This window comes from Streptomyces sp. NPDC057438, from assembly GCF_042802995.1.
In the GTDB taxonomy this organism is placed as follows: domain Bacteria; phylum Actinomycetota; class Actinomycetes; order Streptomycetales; family Streptomycetaceae; genus Streptomyces.
The window spans coordinates 17,256-41,816 of the sequence record NZ_JBHVDD010000001.1 but is presented as its reverse complement, the minus strand read 5'-3'; the positions used below and the strand labels follow the sequence as shown (position 1 = coordinate 41,816).

Below are 24,561 nucleotides of genomic sequence, written 5' to 3'. Positions count from 1 at the left end.
CCGGCGTCCGCGGCAGTGCGTGCGATACACATGGTGCCCGGGGGTCACCCCTGGGCGGCAACTGAAATAACCACAGGCAGGACAGCGCAGGCGTCCCGAGGGACCCCGTCGAGAGGAGCCCCACCGTGCAGCGGAAGGCGTACGTACCCGGCGTCGCCGTGCTCCTCGCGGCACTGCTGGCCGCGTGCACGGGTTCCGGCGACGACGGGTCCCAGGACGACCCACGCCCGGGCGACCCCACCGCGACGGCCACCGTCGCCCAGCCCGGCCGCTACGACACGCTGCCCGAACCCTGTGGCTCGGTCGACGAGAGCACCCTCGACCTCCTCCTCCCCGGCATCAGGCAGCTCCCCGGCGCGGCCCAGCGCAAGCAGGCGTACAAGGGCGAGGCCACGCAGACGTACGACACGGACAGCAAGGCCGGCTGCCGCTGGAAGGTGGAGTCCACGGACGGCACGCACTACCTGTTCGTCGACTTCGAACGAGTCGTGTCGTGGAACAACGCGGTCAGCGACGACAGCAAGGCGCAGGAGGTGTACGGCGGCAAGGTCGAGGCGGCCGACCTCCCGGAGCCGGCGCCGAGCGACTCCGAGGAGGAGACCGGGGCGGCCGACGAGGAGACCGACGAGCCCGCGGAGAAGGGCACGAGCACCGCCGGCCCGTCCACGAGCCCCTCCCCCACCGCGTCGCGCACGGCGTCCCCCTCCGGTTCCGCCACGTCCTCCGGTTCCTCCTCCCCCTCCCCGTCCGGCACTCCCGCCTCCCTCCAGCCCCGCACGCTGGACGGTCTGGGCGACGAGGCGTTCCTCGACGACGCGCTCGGGACGAGCAAGCAGCGGACGGTGACTGTGGTCTTCCGCACGTCGAACGTGATCGTGACCGTGGAGTACGAGGAGCAGCCGGCGACCACGACGGTGGTGCCGGACAGTGAGGAAATGCAGGACAGGGCCCTGAATCTGGCGGACCGGCTGGCCGCCGCGTTCGAGGACTGAGGGGCGCTCGGGGGCGGTTCCGGCGTCCGCGTGAACCCCCTGAACCAGAACCGCACTTCTTCTTCACCGCGTACGGTGGCCTCTCGGAGACCCGATCCGATTGTGAAGGAACCATGCAACGAGCCGCAGAGTCAGATCAGCATCAGTCGCCGCGCGTCGCGCGTTCGCCGCGGATGACGCGCGTCGGACACCTCGGGCGTCCGGGCCGGGCCCGGGTTCTCGTCGGCGCGGCGGTCGTGCCGGTGATGCTGCTGGCGGTCGGCTGTTCGTCGGACTCCGGCTCGGACAGCGCCTCCGGTGACGAGACCCCGGCGGGCGTGGACCGGTCGGCGTCGCAGAGCCCCACGCCCGAGGTGGTCGCGGGGAAGTACGCGTCGCTGCCGGACGCCTGCGAGGTGTTCTCGGACAAGACGCTGAAGTCGGTGGTCCCGAAGGGCGTGAAGTCGGGCAAGGCCATCAACAAGGCCGAGGAGAACGTGACCGGCGACTGCCGCTGGATCAGCCTCGACAACAACGGCGTGGACGGCTCCCAGTACCGCTGGCTGAGCGTGTCGCTGCACCTGCTGGCCTCCGACGAGGCGAACGGCCCCGGCGAGGACCGCGCGGCCAAGGCGTACGAGTCGAAGGTGACCGCGGCGAAGGCCGTGGACGGCGCGAAGAACGTCAAGACGGAACCGCTGACGGGCACGGGCGACCAGGCGACGGTGGTGAAGTACGACCTGAAGAAGGACGGCGACACCTTCAAGCAGCAGACGATCGTGGTGCGCACGGCGAACGTGGTCATCACGCTCGACTACAACGGCGCCGGGCTGGCCGGTGACAAGACCCCGGACCCGGCCGGGCTGCTGAAGTCCGCGAAGTCCGCCGCCAAGGAGGCCGTGAAGGCGATCGAGGACGCGAACGACGGCACGGACGCGTCGGCGTCCCCGTCCAAGAGCGCGTCCGGGGAGCCGTCGAAGGACTCCTCCGAGAAGCCCTCGGAGGAGGAGACGAAGTCGTCGTCGTCCGGTGGTTCGGGCGCGGACGTGAGCTCCGACTCGGGCGGTGGCTCGGATTCCGATTCGGACTCGGGTTCGTCCACGTCCGGCAGCCGGAAGACCCGGTCGTAGTCCCCCTCCACCTGCGCTTTCACTGGAGCCCGGTCCCCGCGGGGGCCGGGCTCGGTGACCTCCGTCCATCCGTCCGCCGTACACATGTGCCACTCTGTTGCGCGCAACAACACGCAAGGGGAGGGGAGTACGGGTGGCCGCGCCAATACAGCTGACTCGAATGCACCGCGTTCTCATCGGCGTGGTCGTGTTCGGCGCCGTCATCATCGCCGGGATCGGCTTCGCGGGTTCCTACGCGGCGGTGCGTGAGCTGGCCCTCCAGAAGGGCTTCGGCAACTTCAGTTACGTCTTCCCGATCGGCATCGACGCGGGCATCTGCGTCCTGCTGGCGCTGGACCTCCTGCTGACCTGGATCCGCATCCCCTTCCCCCTGCTGCGCCAGACGGCGTGGCTGCTGACCGCGGCGACGATCGCGTTCAACGGCGCGGCGGCGTGGCCGGACCCGCTCGGCGTGGGCATGCACTCGGTGATCCCGATCCTGTTCGTCGTCTCGGTCGAGGCGGCCCGGCACGCGGTCGGCCGGATCGCCGACATCACCGCCGACAAGCACATGGAGGGCGTCCGCCTCACCCGGTGGCTGCTCTCGCCCGTGCCGACGTTCCTCCTCTGGCGCCGGATGAAGCTCTGGGAGCTGCGCTCCTACGAGCAGGTCATCAAGCTGGAGCAGGAACGTCTCGTCTACCAGGCCCGCCTGCGTTCCCGCTTCGGCCGGGCCTGGCGCCGCAAGGCCCCGGTGGAGTCCCTGATGCCGCTGCGCCTCGCGCGCTACGGCGTCCCGCTTGCGGAGACGGCCCCGGCGGGCCTGGCGGCGGCGGGCATCGAGCCCGCGGTGCTGCCGCCGGCGGAGCTCGCCCCGGCCGCGGACGTCCGCCCCGGCACGGCCCGTACGGGCACGCCGGCCCCCGCGGCCGAGCAGCGCCCCCAGTTGGAGAGCGCCGGACAGCACCCGGACCGGGCCGAGCAGTGGGATCAGGCGTACGCCGAGCAGGAACCTCCGGCCGACGAGAGCCCCTGGCTGCACGCCCGCCACCCCCAGGAGGTCCCCTACCAGGGCGGCTACGACCCCTCGTACGACCCCGAGGAACACTACGAGGAGTGGTACGAGGAGCAGGCCCCGGAGCAGTACCCGCAGAACCCGGACCACCCGCAGTACCAGCGGTTCGAGCCGGACCCCCGGGACCCCCGCTACCGGCAGCAGCGCTTCGAGGCCCCCGAGCTCGACGGCCAGGACCTCCAGGCCCAGGAGCCCTCCCCGGAGGAGACCGGCAGCTTCCCCATCCCGGCCGGCCCGGGCCGCACCCGCGAGCTGGGCGACGGCGGCGGCTCCCCGGAGCCGACGGAGGAGGACTACTACCAGGTCTTCCGGGAGATCACCAAGGGCGGGAACGGGGCGCCCACCCCGCGCGGGCTCATGGCCGACATCGAGGCTACGTACGGCGTCACGCTCGACGAGGCCGAGGCCAAGCGCATGGTGAACCGATTCTCCAACCGTCTCAACGCGGAACTGACGGACGAGCACATCGCTTAGGAACCTCCTGACGGAGGTCCGTCGGGCGGGCTCCAGCGGGAACCCGCGAAGCGGGCCAGGGCCGCCCCGAGATCCGAGGGCACCGAAGGACTCAGCGACATCAGCGGCAGGACGACGTACCGCCGCTCGCCCACGCGGAGCCTGCGGTGATGCGTCGCGGCGCCCGGATACACGGTGATCACCACGCCGTAGGTGGCACCTTTCCAGCCCCGCTGCGACAGCCTGGCCACCTCGACGCGGGCGATGTCACGCCAGGCGACAGCGGCCTCGTGACGGCCCACGGTGTACGCCAGGCGCTCCTGGGTCAGGCGGAGATCGAGCACCAGAGGTCTCTTCAGCAGGCCGCTGAACATCACCACCACGCCCACCCCGAGCCAGAAGAGCACGAACCGGAACCCGGTGCGCCAGTCCCCGTACGCGGCGAAGAGGACGAAGTGGAGAGGGGCGGCCAGGGCCACCGTGTTCCAGTGCGCCACCGTGAGACCCCGGTGGCGGCCCCACGCCCGGAAGCCGTGCTCGTCCTCGTGCACCGCCCACTTGGGCCGCCCCGCCAGCGGTTCCTGTCCGATGCCGGCCAGTGACCGCCGGGGGGTGGTCGGCGCAGGCCCGGGAGGCCCCAGGAAGGGTGCGCCGACAACGACACGGCCGGCCCCCGCCGCGTGCTCCCCTGCCGGGGGACCTCCCACCGATGCGGCCTTGCCACGTCCCGAGAAGTGCTCCTGGAGCCGCAGGTTGCGGAACCGGTAGACGCCGCCGCCGCGTTGCAGCAGCCCGGCCCGGTGTGCCTGCCGCAGGAACGTCATCAGCGACCACGGAACCCGGTCCACCACCGCCAGGGACGTCTTGGCCAGCAGCCACCGGGTCCATGGGCTGAACAACACGATCACCAGGGCCGCGCCCGACCAGCCGAGCAGCGCCCACACCACTCCGGCGCCCGACAGCTCGGGCAGCAGCCAGTCCATCGCGCCCTGCCCCACCCCGATGAGCGGGGCGATCGTGACCAGCGAGAGCAGCAGGGCCCGGCGTTCGTCCCGCAGCAGTTCGTCGGGGCCGCTCGTGTCCGCGGTGTCCGACGGCGCGGAGATCACCACGAGCAGCAGGGGTGCGAGGAGCGTGGAGCACACGGCCATCGCGATGAGCGGGGCCGCGTACGCGTAGCTGGTCGTCAGCGCCCAGACGGACAGCGCCGCCGTCGGCAGGACCGGGACCGCGGCGGCCGTCAGCGCCTTGCGCACGGTGGTGGCCCGGCCGGCCGAGCGCAGGGCGGCGCCCCACCGGAAGGGGTTCGCGAGCCGCCGTGGCCGTCCGTCGTCGTAGCGGCGGAACCACAGTCTCCGGAACGCCAGGAGCAGCCCGGTCAGGACCAGGCCCGTCGAGAAGGGGAGTTCCGCCCCGATCCGTAACGCGGACGCCTCGGACATATCGGATGACTCGGCCGCGGCACCGACGAGGAACCCGTTCAGCGCCTTGATGCCCCAGGCGCTCAGCGCGCACAGCAGGGGCACCGCGAGCACGGCGACGACGCGCACCGCGGGGACGCGATGCAGCCGCCACCACGCGAACTCGGTCCTGCCACGGCTCGTCAGATGGGTGGCGAGGAAGGCCAGATGGCGGCGGGCTCGCACGGGGTCCCGTCCGCCCGGCGCGTGCAACCGGTCCGGGGCGTGCGGCAGCGGGCTGAAGACGGCGGGCACGATGTGCTCCAGCAGGTGTTCCTCGATCGAGGCGGGCGTGGGGAACCGCCTCGGGTCGATCAGCTCCGCGGGATCGGTGTACGGCGCCGCGTACCCCCGGCGGGCCAGCCAGAGCATCAGCGGGTTCGACAGCGCGAGGGCGATCGGCTCGGGCGGGCTCTCCCGCAGTTCCTCGAAGACCGGCTGCCACCGGTCCAGGTGGCGGGGGTGCGTGCCGCTCTCCAGGTAGGCGAGCGCGTCCTGGCCGCGGACCGGCAGCGCTTCGACGGCGGCGGCCGAGGTGATCCCGTTCATGTCCCGCACCACGCTGCGGTATGCGGCGGTGCGCGAGGTGAGGATCAGCGGATCGCCGTCGCCCAGCGCACGGTTGAGGGCTTCGACGACGAAGGACTGCCGGTGCGCGGGCAGTTCGTCCAGTCCGTCGAGCACGGGCAGGATCAGTCCGTCGGAGACCAGACGCTCGGCGGGGTGCCGGCCGTCGACGTGCGGCAGCCCGGGGTGGTCTTCGGCGATGCGCCGCGCCAGCCAGGTGTGCAGGTGGTCGCGCTCCGCGTTCCAGGTCTCCAGGGAAAGGAACACCGGCACCGGGGCGTCGTCGGCTCCCCGGAACCGCCGGGTCAGCAGGTCCAGTGTCAACAGGACCGCCAGCGTGGTCTTTCCGGCGCCGGCCTCGCCCAGCACGACCATGCGGCGCTGTCGGAGCGCCAGGAACGCCTCGGCCATGGTGCCCACCCGGTCGCCCCGTCCGGCCACCTCACCGCCGACGTTGTAGGCGTGATCGGCGTCGGGCCAACTGGCCCTCCAGCGCACCCGGATGGGCTCCGGCTTGGCGATGTCCCACGCGCTCGCCTCCGCACGCCACTGCCGGAGGACGTTCCTCGCGAGGGTCTGGGCGGCCCGTTCCAGCGGCTCGACCGGTAACGGGGCCTGCTGGACGAACCGGAGAACGGCCGGCCCGTTGATCACGCCGATCTGGACCAGGGTTCCGATCGTGCTGTCGACGACGATGTTGTCGCCGGACGAGGAAGCGCTCAACTGCCGGGCCCGTCGGCCGGAGGGTGCTGCACCGCGTCGAGGGTCAGGTTTCCGGTGAACTCACCGATCTGTACGGCGGGGCCGTGCACGACGCTTCCCGTGATGCTGTTGCCGGGGGCGGCCGGCCTGCCTCCCGGGGTCCTCGCCCCGCCACCGGCTCCGTACGGAGCCGCGGGTGTCCCCGCGCCGGGGGCGCCGCCCATGCTTTCGGTCATCTTCCGCAGTTCCTGCGTCACCTTCCTCCACTCCCTCGCCGCGGCGGTTCCGTACTCGGTGACGGACTTGCCACTGGGAATCCACTGGAGCTGCCGGAGCGGAGAGCGCAGGGTCAGGTCGAACGGCGCGACGTTCACCGGGAACAGCCGGCATTCACCGGCCTGCCACCGTCGCATCGCCCGCGGGAGCTCCACGTCCATGCAGTAGTCGGACGAGACGTAGTGCGACGACAGGAGCAGCACGATGATGTCGGCCCGGTCGAGCTTGTCGAACAGCGTGGCCTCCCACGCGGCACCCGGCGGGATGTCCTGATCGTCGAAGAACTCGACGCCGCTGCGCTCCAGGTCCGCCGCGTGGCCGCGGAAGGTCTTCCGGTGGTGCTGTTCCACACGGGCGTAGGTGATGACGACACGGCACAGGGGATCTGACGTGGCAGGCATGGCTTCCCGATGACGTCTGCGGGACGGCACCCGGGGCATCCTGACCGAGAGTGACCGACCCGTGCGGAGGAGTTGCTGCGGAAGGGCATGACGGTACGACCCGGAAGTGACCGCCGATTCGTAGCGTACGGGCGATGCGTGATGATCGTGACCGTTTCTCCGCAGATCGACTTCTCCGTGGATCGACGTGGATCGAGGTGGGGACGTGGACCGATGTGGATCGACGTGGATCGACTTCTCCGCAGATCGGCTCGCTCCCGGATACGGCCCGCCCGCTTCCCCGCAGCACGAAGGGGGGTGCCCGCTGGACACCCCCCTTCACCGCCCCGCGGTGCGGACTACTCCCCGAGCAGGGACCGCACCCGCTCCTGCCCCACCGCCAGCAGCAGCGTGGGCAGGCGCGGGCCCGTGTCACGGCCCACGAGCAGGTGGTACAGCAGCGCGAAGAACGACCGCTGGGCCGTCTTGATCTCCGCGGGCAGCTCCTTGGGCGTGGCGTCCGCCGGGAACCCGGCCTGCACCTTGGGCACGCCGTAGACGAGGTGCGTCAGCCCGTCGAGGGACCAGTGCTCGGCGAGCCCGTCGAGGAGCAGCCGCAGCGACTGCCGGGACGGCTCGTCGAGCGACTTCAGCAACTCGCCGTCGGCCTCCGCGCGCACGACGGTCCGCTGGTCGGCGGGCACCTGCGTGTTGATCCACGCCTCGGCCCTGTCCAGCCGCGGCCGTACCTCGTCGAGGCCGGACAGCGGGTCGGTGGGGTCGAGTTCGCTGAGGATGCGCAGGGTCTGGTCCTCGGCGCCCGCGGTGATGTCGGCGACGGACGCGAGGGTCCGGTACGACATCGGGCGGGGCGTGCGCGGCAGCTCACCGGCGGCGGTTCCCACGGCCCGCGCGTGCGCGGCCACGTCGCCCGGCAGGGCGGACCCGTCCGCGACCTTGGCGTCGAGCTTGTCCCACTCGTCGTAGAGCCGCTGGATCTCCTGGTCGAAGGCGATCTTGAACGACTGGTTGGGCCGGCGCCGGGCGTAGAGCCAGCGCAGGAGCTGCGGCTCCATGATCTTCAGCGCGTCGGCGGGGGTCGGGACGCCGCCCTTGGACGACGACATCTTGGCCATGCCGCTGATGCCCACGAAGGCGTACATCGGGCCGATGGGCTGCTGACCGCCGAAGATCCCGACGATCTGGCCGCCGACCTGGAAGCTGGACCCGGGCGAGGAGTGGTCGACCCCGCTCGGCTCGAACACGACGCCCTCGTACGCCCACCGCATCGGCCAGTCGACCTTCCAGACGAGCTTGCCGCGGTTGAACTCGTTCAGCGCGACGGTCTCGGAGAAGCCGCAGGCGGTACAGGTGTAGGTCAGCTCGGTGGTGTCGTCGTCGTAGGCGGTGACGGTGGTGAGGTCCTTGCCGCAGCCCCCGCAGTAGGGCTTGTACGGGAAGTACCCGGCGCTGCCGGAGCTGCCGTCGTCCTCACCGGCGGCGCCGGAGCCCTCGGCGGCCTCCAGCTCCGCCTCGTCCACCGGCTTCTGCGACTGCTGCTTCTTCGCCGGCGCCTTCTTGGTGCGGTACTGGTCGAGGATCGCGTCGATGTCCCCGCGGTGCTTCATGGCGTGCAGGATCTGCTCGCGGTACACACCGGAGGTGTACTGCTCGGTCTGGCTGATCCCGTCGAACTCGACACCCATCTCGGCGAGCGCGTCGACCATGGCCGCCTTGAAGTGCTCGGACCAGTTCGGGTGGGCGGAGCCCCGGGGGGCGGGGACGGAGGTGAGCGGCTTCCCGATGTGCTCGGCCCAGGTGCCGTCGACGCCGTCGACGCCGTTCGGGACCTTGCGGTAACGGTCGTAGTCGTCCCAGGAGATGAGGTGCCGGACCTGGTGCCCGCGGCGGCGGATCTCGTCGGCGACGAGGTGCGGGGTCATGACCTCGCGGAGGTTGCCGAGGTGGATCGGGCCGGAGGGGGAGAGCCCGGACGCGACGACGACGGGTTTGCCCGGGGCCCGACGCTCCGACTCCTCGATGACCTCATCCGCGAAACGGGAGACCCAGTCGGTGGTCTCGGCGCTCTGAGCCACGATCGGCACGTCCTCTTTTTCCTGGGGTTTCCATGGCCGCCGGTTACGGTCCCGGGCGACCACGCCATTCTCCCAGCCTTTCACTCCGTGGGTCGAACCGGGCGCCCAATTACTCGGGGATGCGGGGTCGGGGGGCGGGTGCGGGTCCGGTGGGGGCTGGTCGCGCGGTTCCCCGCGCCCCTGAAGACCCAGGCCCAGCGGGCCTGAAAGCCAACGGCCCTGCGGGCCTGGAAAGCGCGGGGCGCAGCCCCGGCTTTTCAGGGGTGCGGAGAGCTGCGCGAGAAGCCCCACCGGACCCGCACCCGCCCCCCGACCCCGCGCCCCCACCCCCGCCGCGCCCCAGAAAAACCCCTTTACCCACCGTGGGATACTGAACGACATCCACCCGTACCCCGAGGAGAACGGCTCCCCCTGATGGCTTCGGTCACGTCCCTCACCGCCTCCGTCCACCAGCGCCTCGCGACCGCCCTGTCGGCCACCCTGCCGACCGCGGACGCGGACCCGCTGCTGCGACGCAGCGACCGGGCGGACTACCAGGCGAACGGGATCCTCGCCCTCGCGAAGAAGGCGAAGGCCAATCCCCGGGAGCTGGCCACCCAGGTCGTCGCCCAGGTGGAGTCCGGCGAGCTGATCAAGGAGATCGAGGTCTCCGGCCCCGGCTTCCTCAACATCACCCTCACCGACGGCGCGATCACGGAGAACCTCGCCGCGCGGTACGCGGACGACACCGGCCGGCTCGGCGTCCCCACCGCGGAGCACCCGGGCACGACGGTCATCGACTACGCCCAGCCGAACGTGGCGAAGGAGATGCACGTCGGCCACCTCCGCTCCGCCGTGATCGGTGACGCGGTCGTCCAGATCCTGGAGTTCACCGGCGAGAACGTGGTCCGCAGGCACCACATCGGCGACTGGGGCACCCAGTTCGGCATGCTCATCCAGTACCTGGACGAGCACCCGCACGAGCTGGACCACAAGGACGCCCAGGTGAGCGGCGAGGAGGCGATGTCGAACCTCGACCGCCTCTACAAGGCCGCCCGCAAGCTGTTCGACTCCGACGAGGAGTTCAAGACGCGGGCCCGCCGCAGGGTCGTCGACCTCCAGGCGGGCGACCCGCACACCCTCGCCACCTGGCAGAAGTTCGTCGACGAGTCGAAGATCTACTTCTTCTCCGTCTTCGAGAAGCTGGACATGGAGGTCCGGGACCCGGACATCGTCGGCGAGTCGGGTTACAACGACATGCTGGACGAGACGTGCCGCCTCCTGGAGGAGTCGGGCGTCGCGGTCCGCTCCGAGGGCGCCCTCTGTGTCTTCTTCGACGACATCAAGGGCCCGGACGGCAACCCGGTCCCCCTGATCGTCAAGAAGTCCGACGGCGGCTACGGCTACGCGGCGACCGACCTCTCCGCGATCAGGGACCGCGTCTTCCACCTCAAGGCGAACTCCCTCCTCTACGTCGTGGACGCCCGCCAGTCCCTGCACTTCAAGATGGTCTTCGAGACCGCGCGCAGGGCGGGCTGGCTGAACGACGACGACGTCAAGGCGTTCCAGCTCGCCTTCGGCACGGTCCTCGGCAAGGACGGCAAGCCGTTCAAGACCCGTGAGGGCGAGACGATCCGCCTGGTCGACCTGCTCGACGAGGCGATCGACCGCGCCACGACCGTCGTGCGGGAGAAGGCCGGGAAGATGGGCCTGACCGAGGAGGAGATCGTCGAGAACGGCCGGTACGTCGGCATCGGCGCGGTGAAGTACGCCGACCTGTCGACCTCCGCCGTACGGGACTACAAGTTCGACCTGGACCAGATGGTCTCGCTGAACGGCGACACCTCCGTCTACCTCCAGTACGCGTACGCCCGTATCCAGTCGATCCTCCGCAAGGCGGGCGAGGCCGGCCCGGCCGCCCACCCGGAGCTGGAACTGGCCCCGACGGAGCGGGCGCTGGGCCTGCACCTGGACCAGTTCGGCGAGACGGTGGCGGAGGTCGCGGACACGTACGAGCCGCACAAGCTGGCCGCGTACCTCTTCCGCCTGGCGACCCTGCTGACCTCGTTCTACGACCAGTGCCCGGTCCTGAAGGCCGAGACTCCGGCCCAGGTCGAGAACCGTCTGTTCCTGGTCGACCTGACGGCCCGCACCCTGCACCGGGGCATGGCCCTGCTGGGCATCAGGACTCCCGACAAGCTCTGACCGCCCAGGGCGGACGGACTGCTGCGGCCCGGCCGATCGTGCTCAGGCGCGATCGGCCGGGCCGCTGTCAGTGCCTGCCCCTACAGTCGCTCGCATGGCGACCCTTCCCAACCCGCTGCCCCAGCTGGCGGCCGACCCGAGCGGGCGTGTGCTCGGGCTTGACATCCCGCTTCCCCAGGGGCGGCTGATCGACGCGACGGACGAGGGCGCGTGGCACGAGCCGCTGCTGTGGTGCGCGGACGAGCCGGCCGCGCCCGGTGCCTGGGCCGCGGTCCGGCCCGCGCGCCGCACGGCCGGTCTCCTCCCGGTGCTCCTGGACGTCGGCGGCGGCCCGGGCGGCCCGGAGAAGTGGGAGCTGATGCCGGGCGAGACGTCCTACCCGGGCGACCACGACGCCGACGAGGTGCTGGCCGAGTTCTGGGACGCCTGCGCGGACACCGACGACCCAGACTGGCCGGGCCTCACCGAAGCCCCGGCCCCGGACCGGCCCCCGGGTGACCCCGACGCCCTCGCCGCCACCGCCGCCGACGCCCTCGTCCAGGACCCCTCCCGGCTGAAGGACCCCCGCCTCGCCCTGGTGCCCGCCCGCCGCAGCGCCGACATCCCGGCGGCGATCGGCTGGACCGGCCCGGTCAACCACGACAGCGACGTGGCGAGGCTCTGCGCGGTCCTGCGCTCCTGGGAGGACCGCTTCGGGATACGGGTCGTCGCCCTCACCTTCGACCAGCTCGTCCTCTCCGTCGCCGCCCCGCCCACCACCCGGGCCGAGGCCGAGGCCGTCACCGCCGAGCACTTCGCCTTCTGCCCCGGCACCATCCGGCAGAGCACACCGGACGGCACCCGCGCCGCCTACGCCCGGGCCCTCCTCTCCGAGTCCACCTGGTCCTTCTGGTGGGACTGAGCCCGTCCGGCGCCGGACGGGGCCCCCGTCACCCGCGCAGCCCCGCCCCCAGCCTGCGCAGCCCCTCCCGGATCTCCTCCGGCGTCTGCGTCACGAAGCAGAGCCGCAGGGTCGACCGGTCCGGCTCACCGGCGTAGAAGGGCGCGCCGGGCACGTACGCCACGTCCTGCTCGACGACGCGCGGCAGCAGGGCGCCGGTGTCGTAGGAGGAGGGCAGGCGGGCCCAGAGGAACATGCCGCCCTCGGGACGGTTCCAGGTGGAGCCCTCGGGGAGCGCGCCGGCGAGGCCGTCGAGCATGGCGTCGCGGCGTTCACGGTAGGCGTCGGCGACCCGGGCGACATGGGCGTCCAGGTCACGATCGGCGAGATAGCGGGCGGCGGCGAGCTGGTTGACGGTCGGGGTGTGCAGGTCGGCGGCCTGCTTGGCGACCGCGCACGCCCGGCGCAGTCCCGCGGGCGCGCGCAGCCAGCCCAGCCGCATCCCGGGGGCCATCACCTTGGAGAAGGAGCCCAGCAGCGCCGTGCGGTCCTCGGCCCCCGGGTACGAGGCGATCCACGGCACCCGGCCGCCCTCGAAGCGGAGTTCGCCGTACGGGTCGTCCTCGACGATCCACAGCCCGCGCCGGGCGGCGACGGAGGCGACGGCCGCCCGCCGCTCGGCGGGGAGGGTGCGTCCGGTCGGGTTCTGGAAGGTGGGCACGGTGTAGAGCAGCTTGGGGCGCAGCCGCGCCACCAGGTCCTCCAGCGCCGCCGGGTCCACCCCGTGCCCGTCGCCGGGCACGGCCACCACCCGCGCCCCCGCGAACCGGAACGCCTGGAGCGCCGCCAGGTAACAGGGGTCCTCGACCAGGACGACGTCGCCCGGCTCCAGCAGCGCGGTGGCGAGCAGGGACAGCGCCTGCTGCGAGCCGGTGGTGACGAGCACCCCGTCCGCGCCGGTCGGCAGTCCGCGCGCCCCGTACCGCGCCGCGAGCGCCGCCCGGAGCACCGGCTCGCCCTCGGTCGTCGCGTATTGCAGGGCGCGCCCAGCGGACTCGGCGAGGACATCGCGGTAGGCGGCCGCTATCCCCTCGGCGTCGAACAGCTCCGGGGCGGGCAACCCACCCGCGAAGTTGACGACTTCGGGACGTGAGGTGACGGCGAGGATGTCCCGAACGGGGGAACCCCCGGCCTCCGCGACCCGTGCGGCGAGACCGGGCACGGCCGCCCCGCTCTCACCAGCCGCCGGTCCCCCCGAAGCGTCCCCGGCCTCCGTTCGGGCGACAAACCCCATGTCACGCGCGGTCCGCACTGCTTCCACGGCACCCATCCCACGGCTCCTTCACCACTCGCGGACGGCCCGGTCCCGCCCCTGCCCGCACCCTAGACAGATGCGTGCCCTCTACACCCACCATTTCCGCGATGCGGACCGTGCTCCGGACCCCCTAGGCTGCGCCCATGCTGCCCAGCGTGGACACGAACGACGAGTTGCAAGAAGTCGTCGGTGACGAGGCGCTGCTGCGACCTGCTGCCCAGGATCTCTGTGCGCAGCTCGGTCTCGCAGGCGCGCGAATCGTACGTTTCCCCGAGGGCTCGCTGCCGGTGTACGCCGTCGGCGAGTCCCTCGTCCTCAAGCTCTATCCGGGTTTCGAAGCGACGGAAGCCGTCCGTGAGGCCCGCCTGCTGTCGATACTGTGGGGCAAACTCCCCATCCCCACGCCCCGGTTGCACTCGGCCGACCAGTACAAGAGCGGCTGGCGCTATGTGCTGATGTCCCGGCTTCCCGGTGAGGATCTCAGCGAGGCGTGGCCCCGGATCCCCCGTCCCGACCAGGAGCGCGTCGTCGTCGAGGCCGCCGAGGGCCTGGCCGCCCTGCACGCCCTGGACGCCACCCCGGTCGTCCCCGTCACCGGGCCGCCGGACTGGGGCAGGTTCCTCGCCGCCCAGCGGGCGACGGCGGCCGAGCAGCAGCAGATCGGGGGCCTGTCGGGCCCCTGGCTGGAACAGATCCCGGACTTCCTGCGCTCCGTGCCCCTGACCACCACGCGCCGCCCGGTCCTGCTGCACACCGAATACGCGCGCGAACACCTCACCGTCGACCCGCACGACGGCTGGCGCCTCACCGGCCTGTTCGACTTCGAACCGGCGATGGTCGGCGACCCCGCCTACGACTTCGTCAGCGTCGGCCTGCTCCTGACCCGCGCGGACCCCGCCCTGCTGAAGCTGTTCTACGAGGCGTACGGCCAACCGCCGTTCGATCCACGCGAGTTGATGGCCTACACCCTCCTGCACGTCTACAGCGACCTGAACTGGTACCTGCGCAGCCTGCCGGCTCCGCCGCGCCAGGACTTCGAGTCACTGGCGCAGACGTGGTTCGGCACCGAGGGCTGAAGCCCGGAGGTGGGGACGCCCTGGGGATGAGGCCCGGGAATGAGGCCCGGGGGTGAGGCGCCCAAGGAGCGAGGCGCCCCGGAGGTGAGGGCACGGCCCCTCGCTACCCCTTGCGTCCTGTCGCCACGTACACGTTGATGTCGGCGTCGGTCACGTCGTTGATGTCCTGGTACCGGACCTTCTCGATGTCGTCCATCGAGGCCAGCACCTGCGGCTCCACGGGCGCCGGCACCGGCGCGCCGTCCTCGAACCGCCAGTGGTGCGCCGGCACCACCCCGGGCTCGTCCACCACGAGGCCGCTCTGCTCGAAGAAGCGCGCGACCTCGTCCCGGGACCGCAGGACGAAGGTGAACCCCCGCTTGGTGTAGGTCTCCTTGACGGCACGGATGCTCGCCGGATTGAGGTCCTCGGTCAGATGGCTGAGGACCAGCCGGCTTCCGGCGGGCAGCGCGTCCACCAGCTCCCGCACGACGGGGTACGCCTCGTCGTCCTCCACGAAGTGCAGGATCGCCACCAGGCACAGCGCGATCGGCCGGTCGAAGTCGAGGGTCTTCGCGGCGGTTTCCAGGATCTGGGCCGGTGACTTCAGGTCGGCGTCGATGTAGTCGGTGACGCCCTCGGGCCCGCTCGTCAGCAGGGCACGCGCGTGAGCGAGCACCACGGGGTCGTTGTCGACGTACACGACCCGGGAGTCGGGGGCGATGCCCTGGGCGATCTGATGGACGTTCTCGCCGGTCGGCAGACCCGTGCCGATGTCCAGGAACTGCCGGATGCCCTCGTCCGCGGTGAGCGAGGTCACCGCGCGGCGCATGAAGTCGCGGTTGTGGCGGACGTCGAGGTAGCCGCGCGGATTCGCGGCGAGCGCGGCGGCGGCCGCGTCCCGGTCCACCGGATAGTTGTCCTTGCCGCCGAGGAAGACGTCGTAGACCCGTGCCGGGTGCGCCCTGGTCGTGTCGATCCTCCTCCGCAGCTCGGCGGGGTCCTGACTGAGCGCGTCACCGGCCATGGGGCTCTCCCTGGAACTTCGGGTAATTGAATGACCAACAACCTAACCCGAGGCGCGAGTTGGCGCCGCCCGGATACGGAAGCCCGTCCAGCGCCTCCGCGGGGGCCGGCGAGAATCTAACCCTCCGCGTCCTCGCCCAACGTCGTCCCCTCCTTGACCCACGCCGGCCCGCCGAGCGGGTACTCGTACGCCGGACGGCCGTTGTTGCCGCTCGTGCGGAACGGCCCGCCGTTGTCGTCCAGGATCAGCGTGCCGCTACGGGAGCCGCTGCTCCACTTCAGCTCCAGGTACCAACTGACGAAGTACGCCGAGGCGTCGGCGGTGATGTAGTAGGTCTCCGGGTCGGACTCGCTGACGGAGTACGGGAAGTTCCTGGTGCCCGCCTGCGGCTTCACGTCGGGGCGCGCGCCGTCGAGGGCGATCGTGAAGGACCGCGTCGGCACACCGGCCCCGCAGCCGACGCCGGGGTAGCCCATGGCGTAGTCGTTCCAGGCGAGGGGCGACCGCTTGTCGACCGTACGAACCGTGAGGCTCCGTACGACCACGGTCTCCTTGCCGGAGCCCTGCACGGTGAGCGTCAGGAACTGCTGCCCCGAGGACACGGCGTCCACCGACGACACCCAGGCCCGCGCGTCCTGCTCCAGCGGCGGCGGCCCCACCTCGGCCGGCGGACTCTCGGTCAGATAGCGCTGCGAACAGGGGGACTCCCAGGTGTACGGCTCCACCTTCACGGACAGCGGCGCCGCACGGGAGGCGTCCGCGCCGGAGCCGGAGGAGGTGGTGGTACCGGCCGTGGGCGCGCCGGCCCCGTCGCCGCCCTGCCCCTCCTTCGCTTCCTTCGCCCCCTTGTCACCCGACTCGCTCGCGGAGACGGAGGGCGCGGCACCGGACGGCGCGGACGAGGCCGGGCCGCCTTCCTCCTCCGCCGGGAACTCCCGGCCGCCGACGGACACGTCCCCGGCCCGCCGTGCTCCCACATCCGCCGGCCCGCCGGAGGGCAGACTCACGGCGAGCGTGACCGCACCGAGCACGGCGGCCACGGCCAGTCCGGCGACGAGCGCGACCCGCGTACGCCGCCGAGCCGGCAGGCGTGTCCCCGTCCTCGCCGTACCGCCGCCTCCGACCAGCGTCTCCTCCTCCGCCGACGCCGTGTCCTCCGCCGGGTCCGTGCCCTCCGCCGGGTCCAACCCGCGGTCGATCCCCGTGGCTCCTTCCCGCGATGCCGCTTCCTCCGGGGCGGCTTCCTCCGAAGCCGTCTCCTGCGGGGCCGTCTCCTGCGGGGCCGTCGCCGCGCCGCAGGATTCGCTCCCCTTGCGCCGCCGCGTCGCGTCCGCGAGCACCCACGTCCGATGCAGCTCGACCAGTTCGTCAGGGGTCGCCTTGCAGAGACGGGCCAGCCGCTCGACGGGGGCGTAGTCCGCCGGCACCGCGTCCCCGTTGCAGTACCGGTGGAGCGTCGACGTACTCATGTGGAGCCGCTTGGCGAGCACCCCGTAACTCAGTCCGGAGCGCTCCTTCAACTCCCGTAGCAGCTCGGCGAAATCGGCCCCCAGACCGTTCGCGGTACCGCTCCCCGACACGTCTTCCTCCGTCTTCCCCTGCCCGTGCGTCCCGTTCCGCGTTCCAGAGAAGGAACGTTCCCCCAGGTCAGAGCGGGTGTGGGCATTCCAGCGTCCCGGATCGTCCGTCGGCTGTGGCGGCCGGGACGGATCACCCCACAAGCTCTGGTCATCCAAGCACGCCGCTCCCGGCACACCGGTCGAGCGGCACGGCTTCGACCACCTGTTCTCAGCCCGCTCCATCAGCTTTGTCCGAAAGGGATCCGTCATGCGCACGTTCCGCTCCGCCCGCACCACCCGCTCCGCCCGCCCCGCCCGTCTGCTCGCGGCGACCGGCGTGGCCCTCGCCGCCCTCGCCCTGACGGCGTGCGCCAACGGCATGGGCACGAGGGTCGAGGGCTCGGAGAACACCTCCGGCACGGCCTCGCGGACCACCGGCGGCTCGGACGCGACGACCGGCGGTACGACGACCACCGGGGGCGGCTCGGACGCGACCACGGGCGGCTCCACGACCGATCAGGCGTCCGCCAGGACGGGCAAGGGCACCGGCGGCACCGCCACCTCCGCCTCCACCGACCCCTCGGACCCCGCCAACCGCGTCACCTGCAAGGGCTCCAACACCACCGTCACCGCGAAGCCGGTGACCCGCCCGATCAACCATCTGCTGATCACCGTCAAGAACACCGGCTCGAAGTACTGCGACCTCTACTCCTACCCGTCGGTGCGGTTCGGTGAGGCCCAGTCCGCCCCGCGGGTGATGGAGGAGTCCCAGCCGCAGGCCGTGGTGACGCTGGCCCCGGGCGAGTCCGGCTACGCGGGCGTCCTCCTCTCCTCCGGCGACGGCAGCGGCGGCCCCGGCGCGACGGAGAAGAAGGTCGTCGTCCACTTCCAGGGCCGCAAGCCCGGCAGCGACGCCGGCTCCCCCGCTTCCCCCGCCCTCCCGGCCAAGGGCGTCCACGTCGACGGCTCCGTGGCCGTCACCTACTGGCAGTCGACGGCGGCGGACGCCCTCCAGTACTGAGCGCGGACCACGCCACACGTACCGGGCCGGGGGGAAGGGAGGCGAGGGGATGCCGGATGCTCAGCGCAGCATCCGGGCCGCCTCGACGGCCCAGTACGTGAGGATGTTCCGCGCCCCGGCCCGCTTGATCCCGGTCAGCGTCTCCAGGATCGCCCGCTCCCGGTCGATCCACCCCTTCTCGGCGGCGGCCTCGACCATCGAGTACTCACCGGAGATCTGGTACGCGGCGACCGGCACGTCCACGGCGTCCGCGACCCGCGCGAGGATGTCGAGGTAGGGCCCGGCCGGCTTGACCATCACCATGTCGGCGCCCTCCTCCAGATCGAGGGCCAGCTCCCGCAGCGACTCCCGCGCGTTCGCCGGATCCTGCTGGTACGTCTTGCGGTCCCCCTGCAGCGAGGAGGCGACCGCCTCCCGGAAGGGGCCGTAGAAGGCCGAGGCGTACTTGGCGGTGTAGGCGAGAACGGCGACGTCCTCGCGCCCGATCTGGTCGAGCGCGTCCCGGACGACCCCGATCTGGCCGTCCATCATCCCGCTGGGCCCGACCACATGGGCACCGGCGTCGGCCTGCACCTGGGCCATCTCGGCGTACCGCTCCAGGGTCGCGTCGTTGTCGACGCGCCCTTCCGCGTCCAGCACCCCGCAGTGCCCGTGATCGGTGGTCTCGTCGAGACACAGATCCGACATCACGAGCAGCTCGTCCCCGACCTCGGCCCGCACATCACGGATGGCGACCTGCAGGATCCCCTCGGGATCGGTCCCCGGCGTACCGAGCGCGTCCTTCTTGTCGTCCTCCGGCACCCCGAACAGCATGATCCCGGAGACCCCGGCCTCGACGGCCTCCGCGGCGGCCTTCTTCAGACTGTCCCGCGTGTGCTGCACGACCCCCGGCATCGCCGCGATGGGCACGGGCGCGCTCACGCCCTCGCGCACGAACGCGGGCAGGATGAAGTCCGCGGGATGCAGCCGCGTCTCGGCCACCATCCGCCGCATGACGGGCGTCGTACGAAGCCGCCGGGGCCGCGTACCGGGAAACGATCCGTACTTCGACATACACCTACGCTACGCCCGCCCCGCCTGCCCCTTTGCCAACACCGCGTCGGCAGCGCCTCTCCCCCTTCCGCGCCCCCTGCACACCGTCCGGCACGAACCGGGACACCCCACAGGGCAGCCCCCGCATGGGGTCCCACGCCTTCCTCTTCAGGTATTCCAGGGGGCCGGCGCATCTCGCGGGGTGCTGCACATCTGCGCATACGTGGCATGGACGGTGTGGTCGGTCATGCGGCACTCCTCGGGAAGCCGGGTGGACCGGTCCGCCCCGCATGCGGATCCGACGGCTCGGACGATACGGACGGACTCGGCTCCTGCCGCCCCACGGCCCCCGCGGCCCCGGCAGTACGGCGGTCGCGTGCGGCGCGACAGTCTCGGCACCAGGTCCCCTCGGGCCTGCGGAAGGCACGGTCGCAACCGCCCGCACAGTCCACCATCCGGTACACCGGGGCGGGTTCGTCCTCTGCGGCCCGCTCCTCGCCCACTGCCCGCAGGACCGGCAGCGGCGGTGGCAGCAGTTCCCTCAGCCGGTAGGCGAGGAACCGGGCCGGATTCCTGAGAGGCACGGGAAGATCGGTTGTCATGGCGTGGTGCACCGCCGCCGCACTGGCCCCGTTGTCGAACCAGGCGGCGACGCCCGGAGCGAGACGGCACACATCCTTCTGCGAGAGCGTGAACCGATCGTCGCCCCGGCGCAGCCGGACGAGCAGCGCGACGGCCTTGTCGTGATGCTCACCGGGTTCCGACGACTCGGGGCCGTCGACGGCCTCTGCTGCGGGCGGTACGACGGGATCCGCGGGGCCGGGCCCGTCCTCGACGCACTCCTCCCCGACCGTCGGCCGTAGGGGCACGGGGTCCACCGGGGCGGCAACCGGAGCGGCGACGGAAGGGGCGGCAGCGACCGGCCCCTCCCCCGCGACCCCACGGGCCCGCGTGAGCGCCGGAGCGTTGTACGCGTACGTCCGCGTGACCACCCGCCCACCGTCGACCCGCTCCCGCACTCGCTCGACATACCCGTGTGCCTCCAACTCCCGTAGGGCGAAGGCGATCCGGTCCCTGCCTTCGGTGAACCGCTCGGCCAGCGTGCGGATGTCGGCGGAGGCCCCCGGGGGCAGCGAGAGGATGTGCGTGCCGAGCCCGATGGCGGTCAGCGACAACTCCCGGTGCTGGGCGAGGTGGTTGCCGATGATCGTGTACCGGTCGGGCTGGTACTCCTTCACGTGAGTGACACCGGAAGTGACACCGGAACGGGTGGCACTTTGCCGGATACGGGGCTGCGGGCGCACGGCGCCACTAGGTTTGGTCTCAGCCATGAGGGAAGCCCTACTTCTCCTCGGTGGTCAGGCCCTCGCACTGGGATTGCCGTCCCGGCGAGGGCCGTCGCATGTCTGCGGTTGTCTGACCCGAGCGTGCACGCCCGAACCACCCCTCCGCCACCCGAGTTGGACCAGTTCACCCACCCGAGTGACGAACACGGGGTTTGGTTTGGTTTGGAGGGTTTCTTTCCCGGAGTTCTTACTCCTTTACCGCCCGCGCCCCCGACGCCCGCCCGACCGGGTCCCGTGCTTCCGGGCGTCGGTGCGAGGTCGCGGAGCCACTACGGCACGAGCTTTGGCCAGAACTGCATGGGATCGCGATCGCAACTTTGGTACAAATGATCGACTGGGTGATCCCGTGTGTCCGAGCGTCAGGTACGTGGGTGGGAAGCCGGGTTGGAGTAACGAATCTGCGAAGGCGTCCACGGGGGTAGGCGTGAGCGAGGACAGGCCCGTCGTCTCGGCCGAGATACCGGAGTTCACCGGGAATCTGGAGCAGTTGGAGACGGATGCGGGGGACATCGCGTTCGACGGGATGGCGGTCGGTGCCGCGGGGCTGCTGATCGACGCCAACTTCCAGCTGCTGGAACCTTTCTACAAAGCTCCCGAGGCCGACCAGTTGTTCGCGACGACCGCGCCGGTCGCGGCGGCGGGACACGCTCTGCAGAGCGAGCTGGCCACGGTGTCGAAGGCGTTGCTGGACTACGCGGCCGAGGTGCGGCCCCTGGTGGACCGGCTCGACGCGCTGCGTGCGGAGGCGGCGGCGTTCGAGCGGCGCGTCGCCGACGACGAGGACTGGGTCGCGGACGGTGACCTCATCGAGGAGAACACGGGCCGCCGCAACGCGGTGAACGCCGCCTGGGCGGCCTTCCAGGCCGCCGAGCGGGCGTGCCACAACAAGATCGTCGCGCTGGTCGGCGGTGAGTCGCTCGCCGTCGGCGACGGGTCGGGCAAAGAGAACACCTACGGCTACCGCGCCGAGGACCTCGACAACGCCGGCGGGCTGCCGTGGGGCGATCCGGTGGAGGAGTCCAACCCCTGGTACTACGTCCACGAACACGCCTGGGACTTCACCGTCGGCTTCGTCGTCGACGGCGTGTGGGGCACGATCAAGGGCCTGGGCACGCTGGTCGGCTTCAACGGCTGGGACGCCGCCGGGCAGGCCTGGGTCGGCCTCGGCAAACTCGCCACCGGCATCCTGATCACGGGAACCCCGCTCGGTGCCGCGTACTGGCTCACCCCGGCCGACCGACTCCCCTCCTGGCTGCGCGACTCCCGAACAGCGGTGGTGGAGACCGGCAAGGCACTGATCGCCTACGACGAGTGGGGCAAGAACCCCTCCCGCGCGGCCGGAGCGGTGACGTTCAACGTCCTGACGACCGTCTTCACCGGCGGGGCGGGAGGCGCGGTCGCGGCCACCGGCAAGGCCGGTGCGATCGCGAAGGCCCTCTCCTTCGCCGGCAAGGCAGGCCGGATCGTCGACCCGATGACCTACATCGCCAAGGGCATCGGCGGCACCGCGGTGAAGATCAGCGACGTCATGGCGAGCCTGCGCGGCATCACCGACGGCACCCACATCCGCCTCGGCGAGGGCACCTACCGCATAGCCGACGCCCCCGACCTGGCAGACGACCTCCCCGCCGGCCTCACCCCCGACAACACCGTCCGCATGACCACCCCCGAGGGCCAGGTCGTCTACCTCGACACCAAGACCTTGGTCATGCACAACGCGGACGGGACGGTACGCGAGTCCCTGGACGACATCCGCCACGAGCCGACGGCCGAACAGCGGGCCGGGGAGAGCGGGACATCGCGAGCCGACGGTGAACACCAGCTGGTGGGGGCCGGGGCCGGCGCGCGGGTGGGGGACAGTGCCGCGGTGGGAGGCCGCGGGGGTGACTCGACCGCCGTCGGCGGACGCGGCAACGACAACCCCGGCGGGTCCGGCAGCCGTACCGGCGAGACCCCGCCAGTGGGCCGCGGTGGCCCGGGCGGCTCCGGCGGTGGCGGCCTGGACGACCTCGGCCGGACCGGTGACGACGGACCCGGCGATGCGGGGCGTACCGGTGATGAGGTCGCCGGGGACGGGCACGCGTCGGACAACGGGGCCGGAGGCGCGGACGAGGGACAGCAACCGCCGAAGCGGACCCCGGAAGAGGCGACGAAGGTCGTCGAGGAACAAATCAGGAAGGCGAACGACCCCGACAAGACCTGGTTCGACACGTACTACCGCTCGGACGGCCACCGTTGGAGCACCAAGGCCACCGACGAGAACGGCGACCCGTTGCCCATCCTGGCCAAGGACGAGCACGGCGACTGGATCGCGAAGGACTCCCTTCCGGCCAAGGCGGGTGCGACGGGCAGACTCGATCCCGGGACGTTCGACCGTAAGTCGGTGCGGATCGACCAGATCGATCACCTCGATGACGCCGCGTTGGACCGGAAGGCCTCCAAGGACCTCACCAACGCCGAGCGGGCGTACACGGCAGACCCCTCAGCCGAGAACCTGGCGAAGCTCGACAAGGCTCAGAAAGCATTCGATCTACAGCTCCCGGGGCGGCCCAACAACAGCTCGATCGCCGAGGCCCTCGGTGAGCAGGCGGCCATGCGGCATGTCATTCCGCAGAGGTTCCCGGACGCCCAGTGGATCGACCTGCCGAAGACACCTAACGGCGCCAATATGTTCGATCAGCTCTATCGGCTCGACGACGGCACGCTCGTGATCGCGGAGGCGAAGGCGCCTCAGGGCAATCCGATCTGGCGCAAGGGTGCCGGAGAAGCGGAAGGCTGGATGGTGCAGCAGGGGACACGCCCCTACATCGAGACGATCCTTTTTCAGATGGAGAAGAACTTCAAGCTCGAGGCAACGGACAGCGCAGGCAACCGGATACTCGATGCCCAGGGCAAGCCGGTGACCAATGGCGACATGGCGGATCTGATATCCGACGCCCTGGAGAACGGCAAGCTGCGGTACGTCATGGTGAAGGCGGCGGAGAATCCAGGCACCTACGCTGGTGCGAAGCTGGAGCACTTCGATATTGACTAAGAGGAGAAAACCCGTGGTCACGCGCATTCCTCGCCATGACACCCCGCCTGGTCTCGCTGCCCACGTCAATGCGGCGGCGGGTCTCGAAGCGCTGGCGGGTTCCGTGGCGCGTGTGCTGGAGCGTCTTGAGCAGTCCGACATGTCCCGGCGGCGTGCCCTGGATACGACATTGACCTACGCCATGGCCCGATGTGAGGTGGATCCGGATGCCGAGGAGTTCGAGACGTGGGAGGCCTGGGTCACCGCGATGCAACTGGGCCACACGCGTTTCGCTCTGGCCATCGAGCCCGAGGGCCGTACCCTGACCTGCCGGATCAAGGAGAAGGAACGAACGCTTCCGACGACTGGGCCCCGGCCCAACGTGAACGCCGACAGCTGGCTCAAGGCTTTCTACCTCGCGCTGATCTGCCGAGAGAACGAGCGGCTGACCGGACTTGCGCGAGTTCCCATCCCGCTGCTGCGCGAATCGGGTGCGACGTTCGACGAGTACGTCTACTCATGGGTGGAGACCCTCCAGCGCTTCTGGCTGGGCCAGGACGGCGTGCGTGATCCGCTGGTCGCCGCCGTCGACGGCACCGGTCCGGACTCGGCCCGTTGGGCCGACCAGGACTACATGTCCTCGATCCTGTATCCGCCGATCATTCTCTTCTACCGCTACCTGCGCGAGGACCACGAGAAGTTCAACGAGGCGCTCATCGACGCGCTCCGCTGGCACAAGGAGTACTGGACGGCGGATGACGACCGGGCCATCAACAGTGACGGCCTCATTGCCTTCGGTCCGCTTGCCATCGCCTGCCTCGCCCACGACAAGGGCTTTCCCATCGAGGTCGAGTCGGAGTACCTGCCGAAGGCTCTACTGACGTTCGCGTGGCAGGGCGAGATCGACACCTGACCGGGCCTTGGCGCCAGCAGGCGCCTGTCACCATCGACGCCAATGCAGGCTGTTCCGGGGCCCGGGGCCCCGCACGGACGCACCGCACCGCACCGACTGCAGTGCTTGAGATCCAGATCCGCCCAGA

General features: G+C 71.1%; 17 protein-coding genes. 9 read left to right on the top strand and 8 right to left on the bottom strand.

Going from position 1 to position 24,561, the window contains the following annotated elements; all coding sequences use genetic code 11:
- Window positions 1–125 precede the first annotated feature (125 nt).
- From ACFU5F_RS00170 to ACFU5F_RS00160, 3 genes are all read left to right on the top strand, one after another.
- Complete coding sequence (locus ACFU5F_RS00170; RefSeq protein ID WP_383879916.1) at window positions 126–992, top strand: DUF3558 domain-containing protein; 867 nt, start codon at window positions 126–128, stop codon at window positions 990–992.
- Between the two features lie 173 nt (window positions 993–1,165).
- A complete protein-coding gene (locus tag ACFU5F_RS00165; protein ID WP_383879914.1) occupies window positions 1,166–2,101 on the top strand; it encodes a hypothetical protein in 936 nt (311 codons plus the stop codon).
- 160 nt (window positions 2,102–2,261) lie between these two features.
- The gene (locus tag ACFU5F_RS00160; protein ID WP_383879912.1) at window positions 2,262–3,629 is read left to right on the top strand and encodes a DUF2637 domain-containing protein; all 1,368 of its coding nucleotides are present in this window, start codon (window positions 2,262–2,264) and stop codon (window positions 3,627–3,629) included.
- Here the strand turns inward: ACFU5F_RS00160 and ACFU5F_RS00155 are convergent.
- From ACFU5F_RS00155 to lysS, 3 genes are all read right to left on the bottom strand, one after another.
- Window positions 3,626–6,358: an NACHT domain-containing protein gene (locus tag ACFU5F_RS00155; protein ID WP_383879910.1), complete on the bottom strand. Its 2,733-nt coding sequence runs from the start codon at window positions 6,356–6,358 to the stop codon at window positions 3,626–3,628. The two genes, ACFU5F_RS00160 and ACFU5F_RS00155, sit on opposite strands and share 4 nt — an antisense overlap.
- Entirely contained in the window at window positions 6,355–7,014 is a 660-nt protein-coding gene (locus ACFU5F_RS00150) for a toll/interleukin-1 receptor domain-containing protein (RefSeq protein WP_383879908.1), read from the bottom strand. Before ACFU5F_RS00150 ends, ACFU5F_RS00155 begins: the two co-directional genes overlap by 4 nt.
- 338 nt (window positions 7,015–7,352) lie before the next feature.
- Entirely contained in the window at window positions 7,353–9,098 is a 1,746-nt protein-coding gene (gene lysS / locus ACFU5F_RS00145) for a lysine--tRNA ligase (protein ID WP_383879906.1), read from the bottom strand.
- Between the two features lie 405 nt (window positions 9,099–9,503).
- Between lysS and argS the strand changes: the two genes are divergently transcribed.
- Window positions 9,504–11,273, top strand: coding sequence for an arginine--tRNA ligase (argS, locus tag ACFU5F_RS00140; protein WP_383879904.1), 1,770 nt, complete (start codon window positions 9,504–9,506; stop codon window positions 11,271–11,273).
- Between the two features lie 94 nt (window positions 11,274–11,367).
- Entirely contained in the window at window positions 11,368–12,174 is an 807-nt protein-coding gene (locus ACFU5F_RS00135; protein WP_383879902.1) for a DUF4253 domain-containing protein, read from the top strand.
- A 28-nt stretch (window positions 12,175–12,202) separates the two neighbouring features.
- On the opposite strand, the gene ACFU5F_RS00130 is transcribed toward ACFU5F_RS00135, so the two are convergent.
- A complete protein-coding gene (locus ACFU5F_RS00130; protein WP_383879900.1) occupies window positions 12,203–13,483 on the bottom strand; it encodes a PLP-dependent aminotransferase family protein in 1,281 nt (426 codons plus the stop codon).
- 128 nt (window positions 13,484–13,611) lie between these two features.
- On the opposite strand from ACFU5F_RS00130, the gene ACFU5F_RS00125 reads away from it, so the two are divergent.
- Complete coding sequence (locus tag ACFU5F_RS00125) at window positions 13,612–14,544, top strand: phosphotransferase family protein (RefSeq protein WP_383879898.1); 933 nt, start codon at window positions 13,612–13,614, stop codon at window positions 14,542–14,544.
- A 103-nt stretch (window positions 14,545–14,647) separates the two neighbouring features.
- Here the strand turns inward: ACFU5F_RS00125 and ACFU5F_RS00120 are convergent, their stop codons facing one another.
- On the bottom strand, window positions 14,648–15,550 hold the full coding sequence (locus ACFU5F_RS00120; protein WP_383879896.1) for an SAM-dependent methyltransferase: 903 nt from the start codon (window positions 15,548–15,550) through the stop codon (window positions 14,648–14,650).
- A 116-nt stretch (window positions 15,551–15,666) separates the two neighbouring features.
- Window positions 15,667–17,130, bottom strand: a complete 1,464-nt coding sequence (locus tag ACFU5F_RS00115; protein ID WP_383879894.1) for a helix-turn-helix domain-containing protein — start codon at window positions 17,128–17,130, stop codon at window positions 15,667–15,669.
- 247 nt (window positions 17,131–17,377) lie between these two features.
- On the opposite strand from ACFU5F_RS00115, the gene ACFU5F_RS00110 reads away from it, so the two are divergent.
- A complete protein-coding gene (locus ACFU5F_RS00110) occupies window positions 17,378–18,130 on the top strand; it encodes a DUF4232 domain-containing protein (protein WP_383879892.1) in 753 nt (250 codons plus the stop codon).
- Window positions 18,131–18,190: 60 nt separating this feature from the next.
- Here ACFU5F_RS00110 and hemB read toward each other — a convergent pair whose 3' ends face one another.
- Both hemB and ACFU5F_RS00100 read right to left on the bottom strand, forming a co-directional pair.
- Window positions 18,191–19,183 (bottom strand): porphobilinogen synthase, encoded by a 993-nt coding sequence (gene hemB, locus ACFU5F_RS00105; protein ID WP_383879890.1) that lies wholly within the window; start codon window positions 19,181–19,183, stop codon window positions 18,191–18,193.
- Between the two features lie 224 nt (window positions 19,184–19,407).
- A complete protein-coding gene (locus ACFU5F_RS00100) occupies window positions 19,408–20,400 on the bottom strand; it encodes a helix-turn-helix domain-containing protein (RefSeq protein WP_383879888.1) in 993 nt (330 codons plus the stop codon).
- Window positions 20,401–20,932: 532 nt separating this feature from the next.
- Here ACFU5F_RS00100 and ACFU5F_RS00095 point away from each other — a divergent pair.
- Window positions 20,933–23,542, top strand: a complete 2,610-nt coding sequence (locus ACFU5F_RS00095) for a hypothetical protein (RefSeq protein ID WP_383879886.1) — start codon at window positions 20,933–20,935, stop codon at window positions 23,540–23,542.
- Between the two features lie 13 nt (window positions 23,543–23,555).
- Window positions 23,556–24,434 (top strand): immunity 49 family protein, encoded by an 879-nt coding sequence (locus tag ACFU5F_RS00090; RefSeq protein WP_383879884.1) that lies wholly within the window; start codon window positions 23,556–23,558, stop codon window positions 24,432–24,434.
- The last annotated feature ends 127 nt before the right edge of the window (window positions 24,435–24,561 follow it).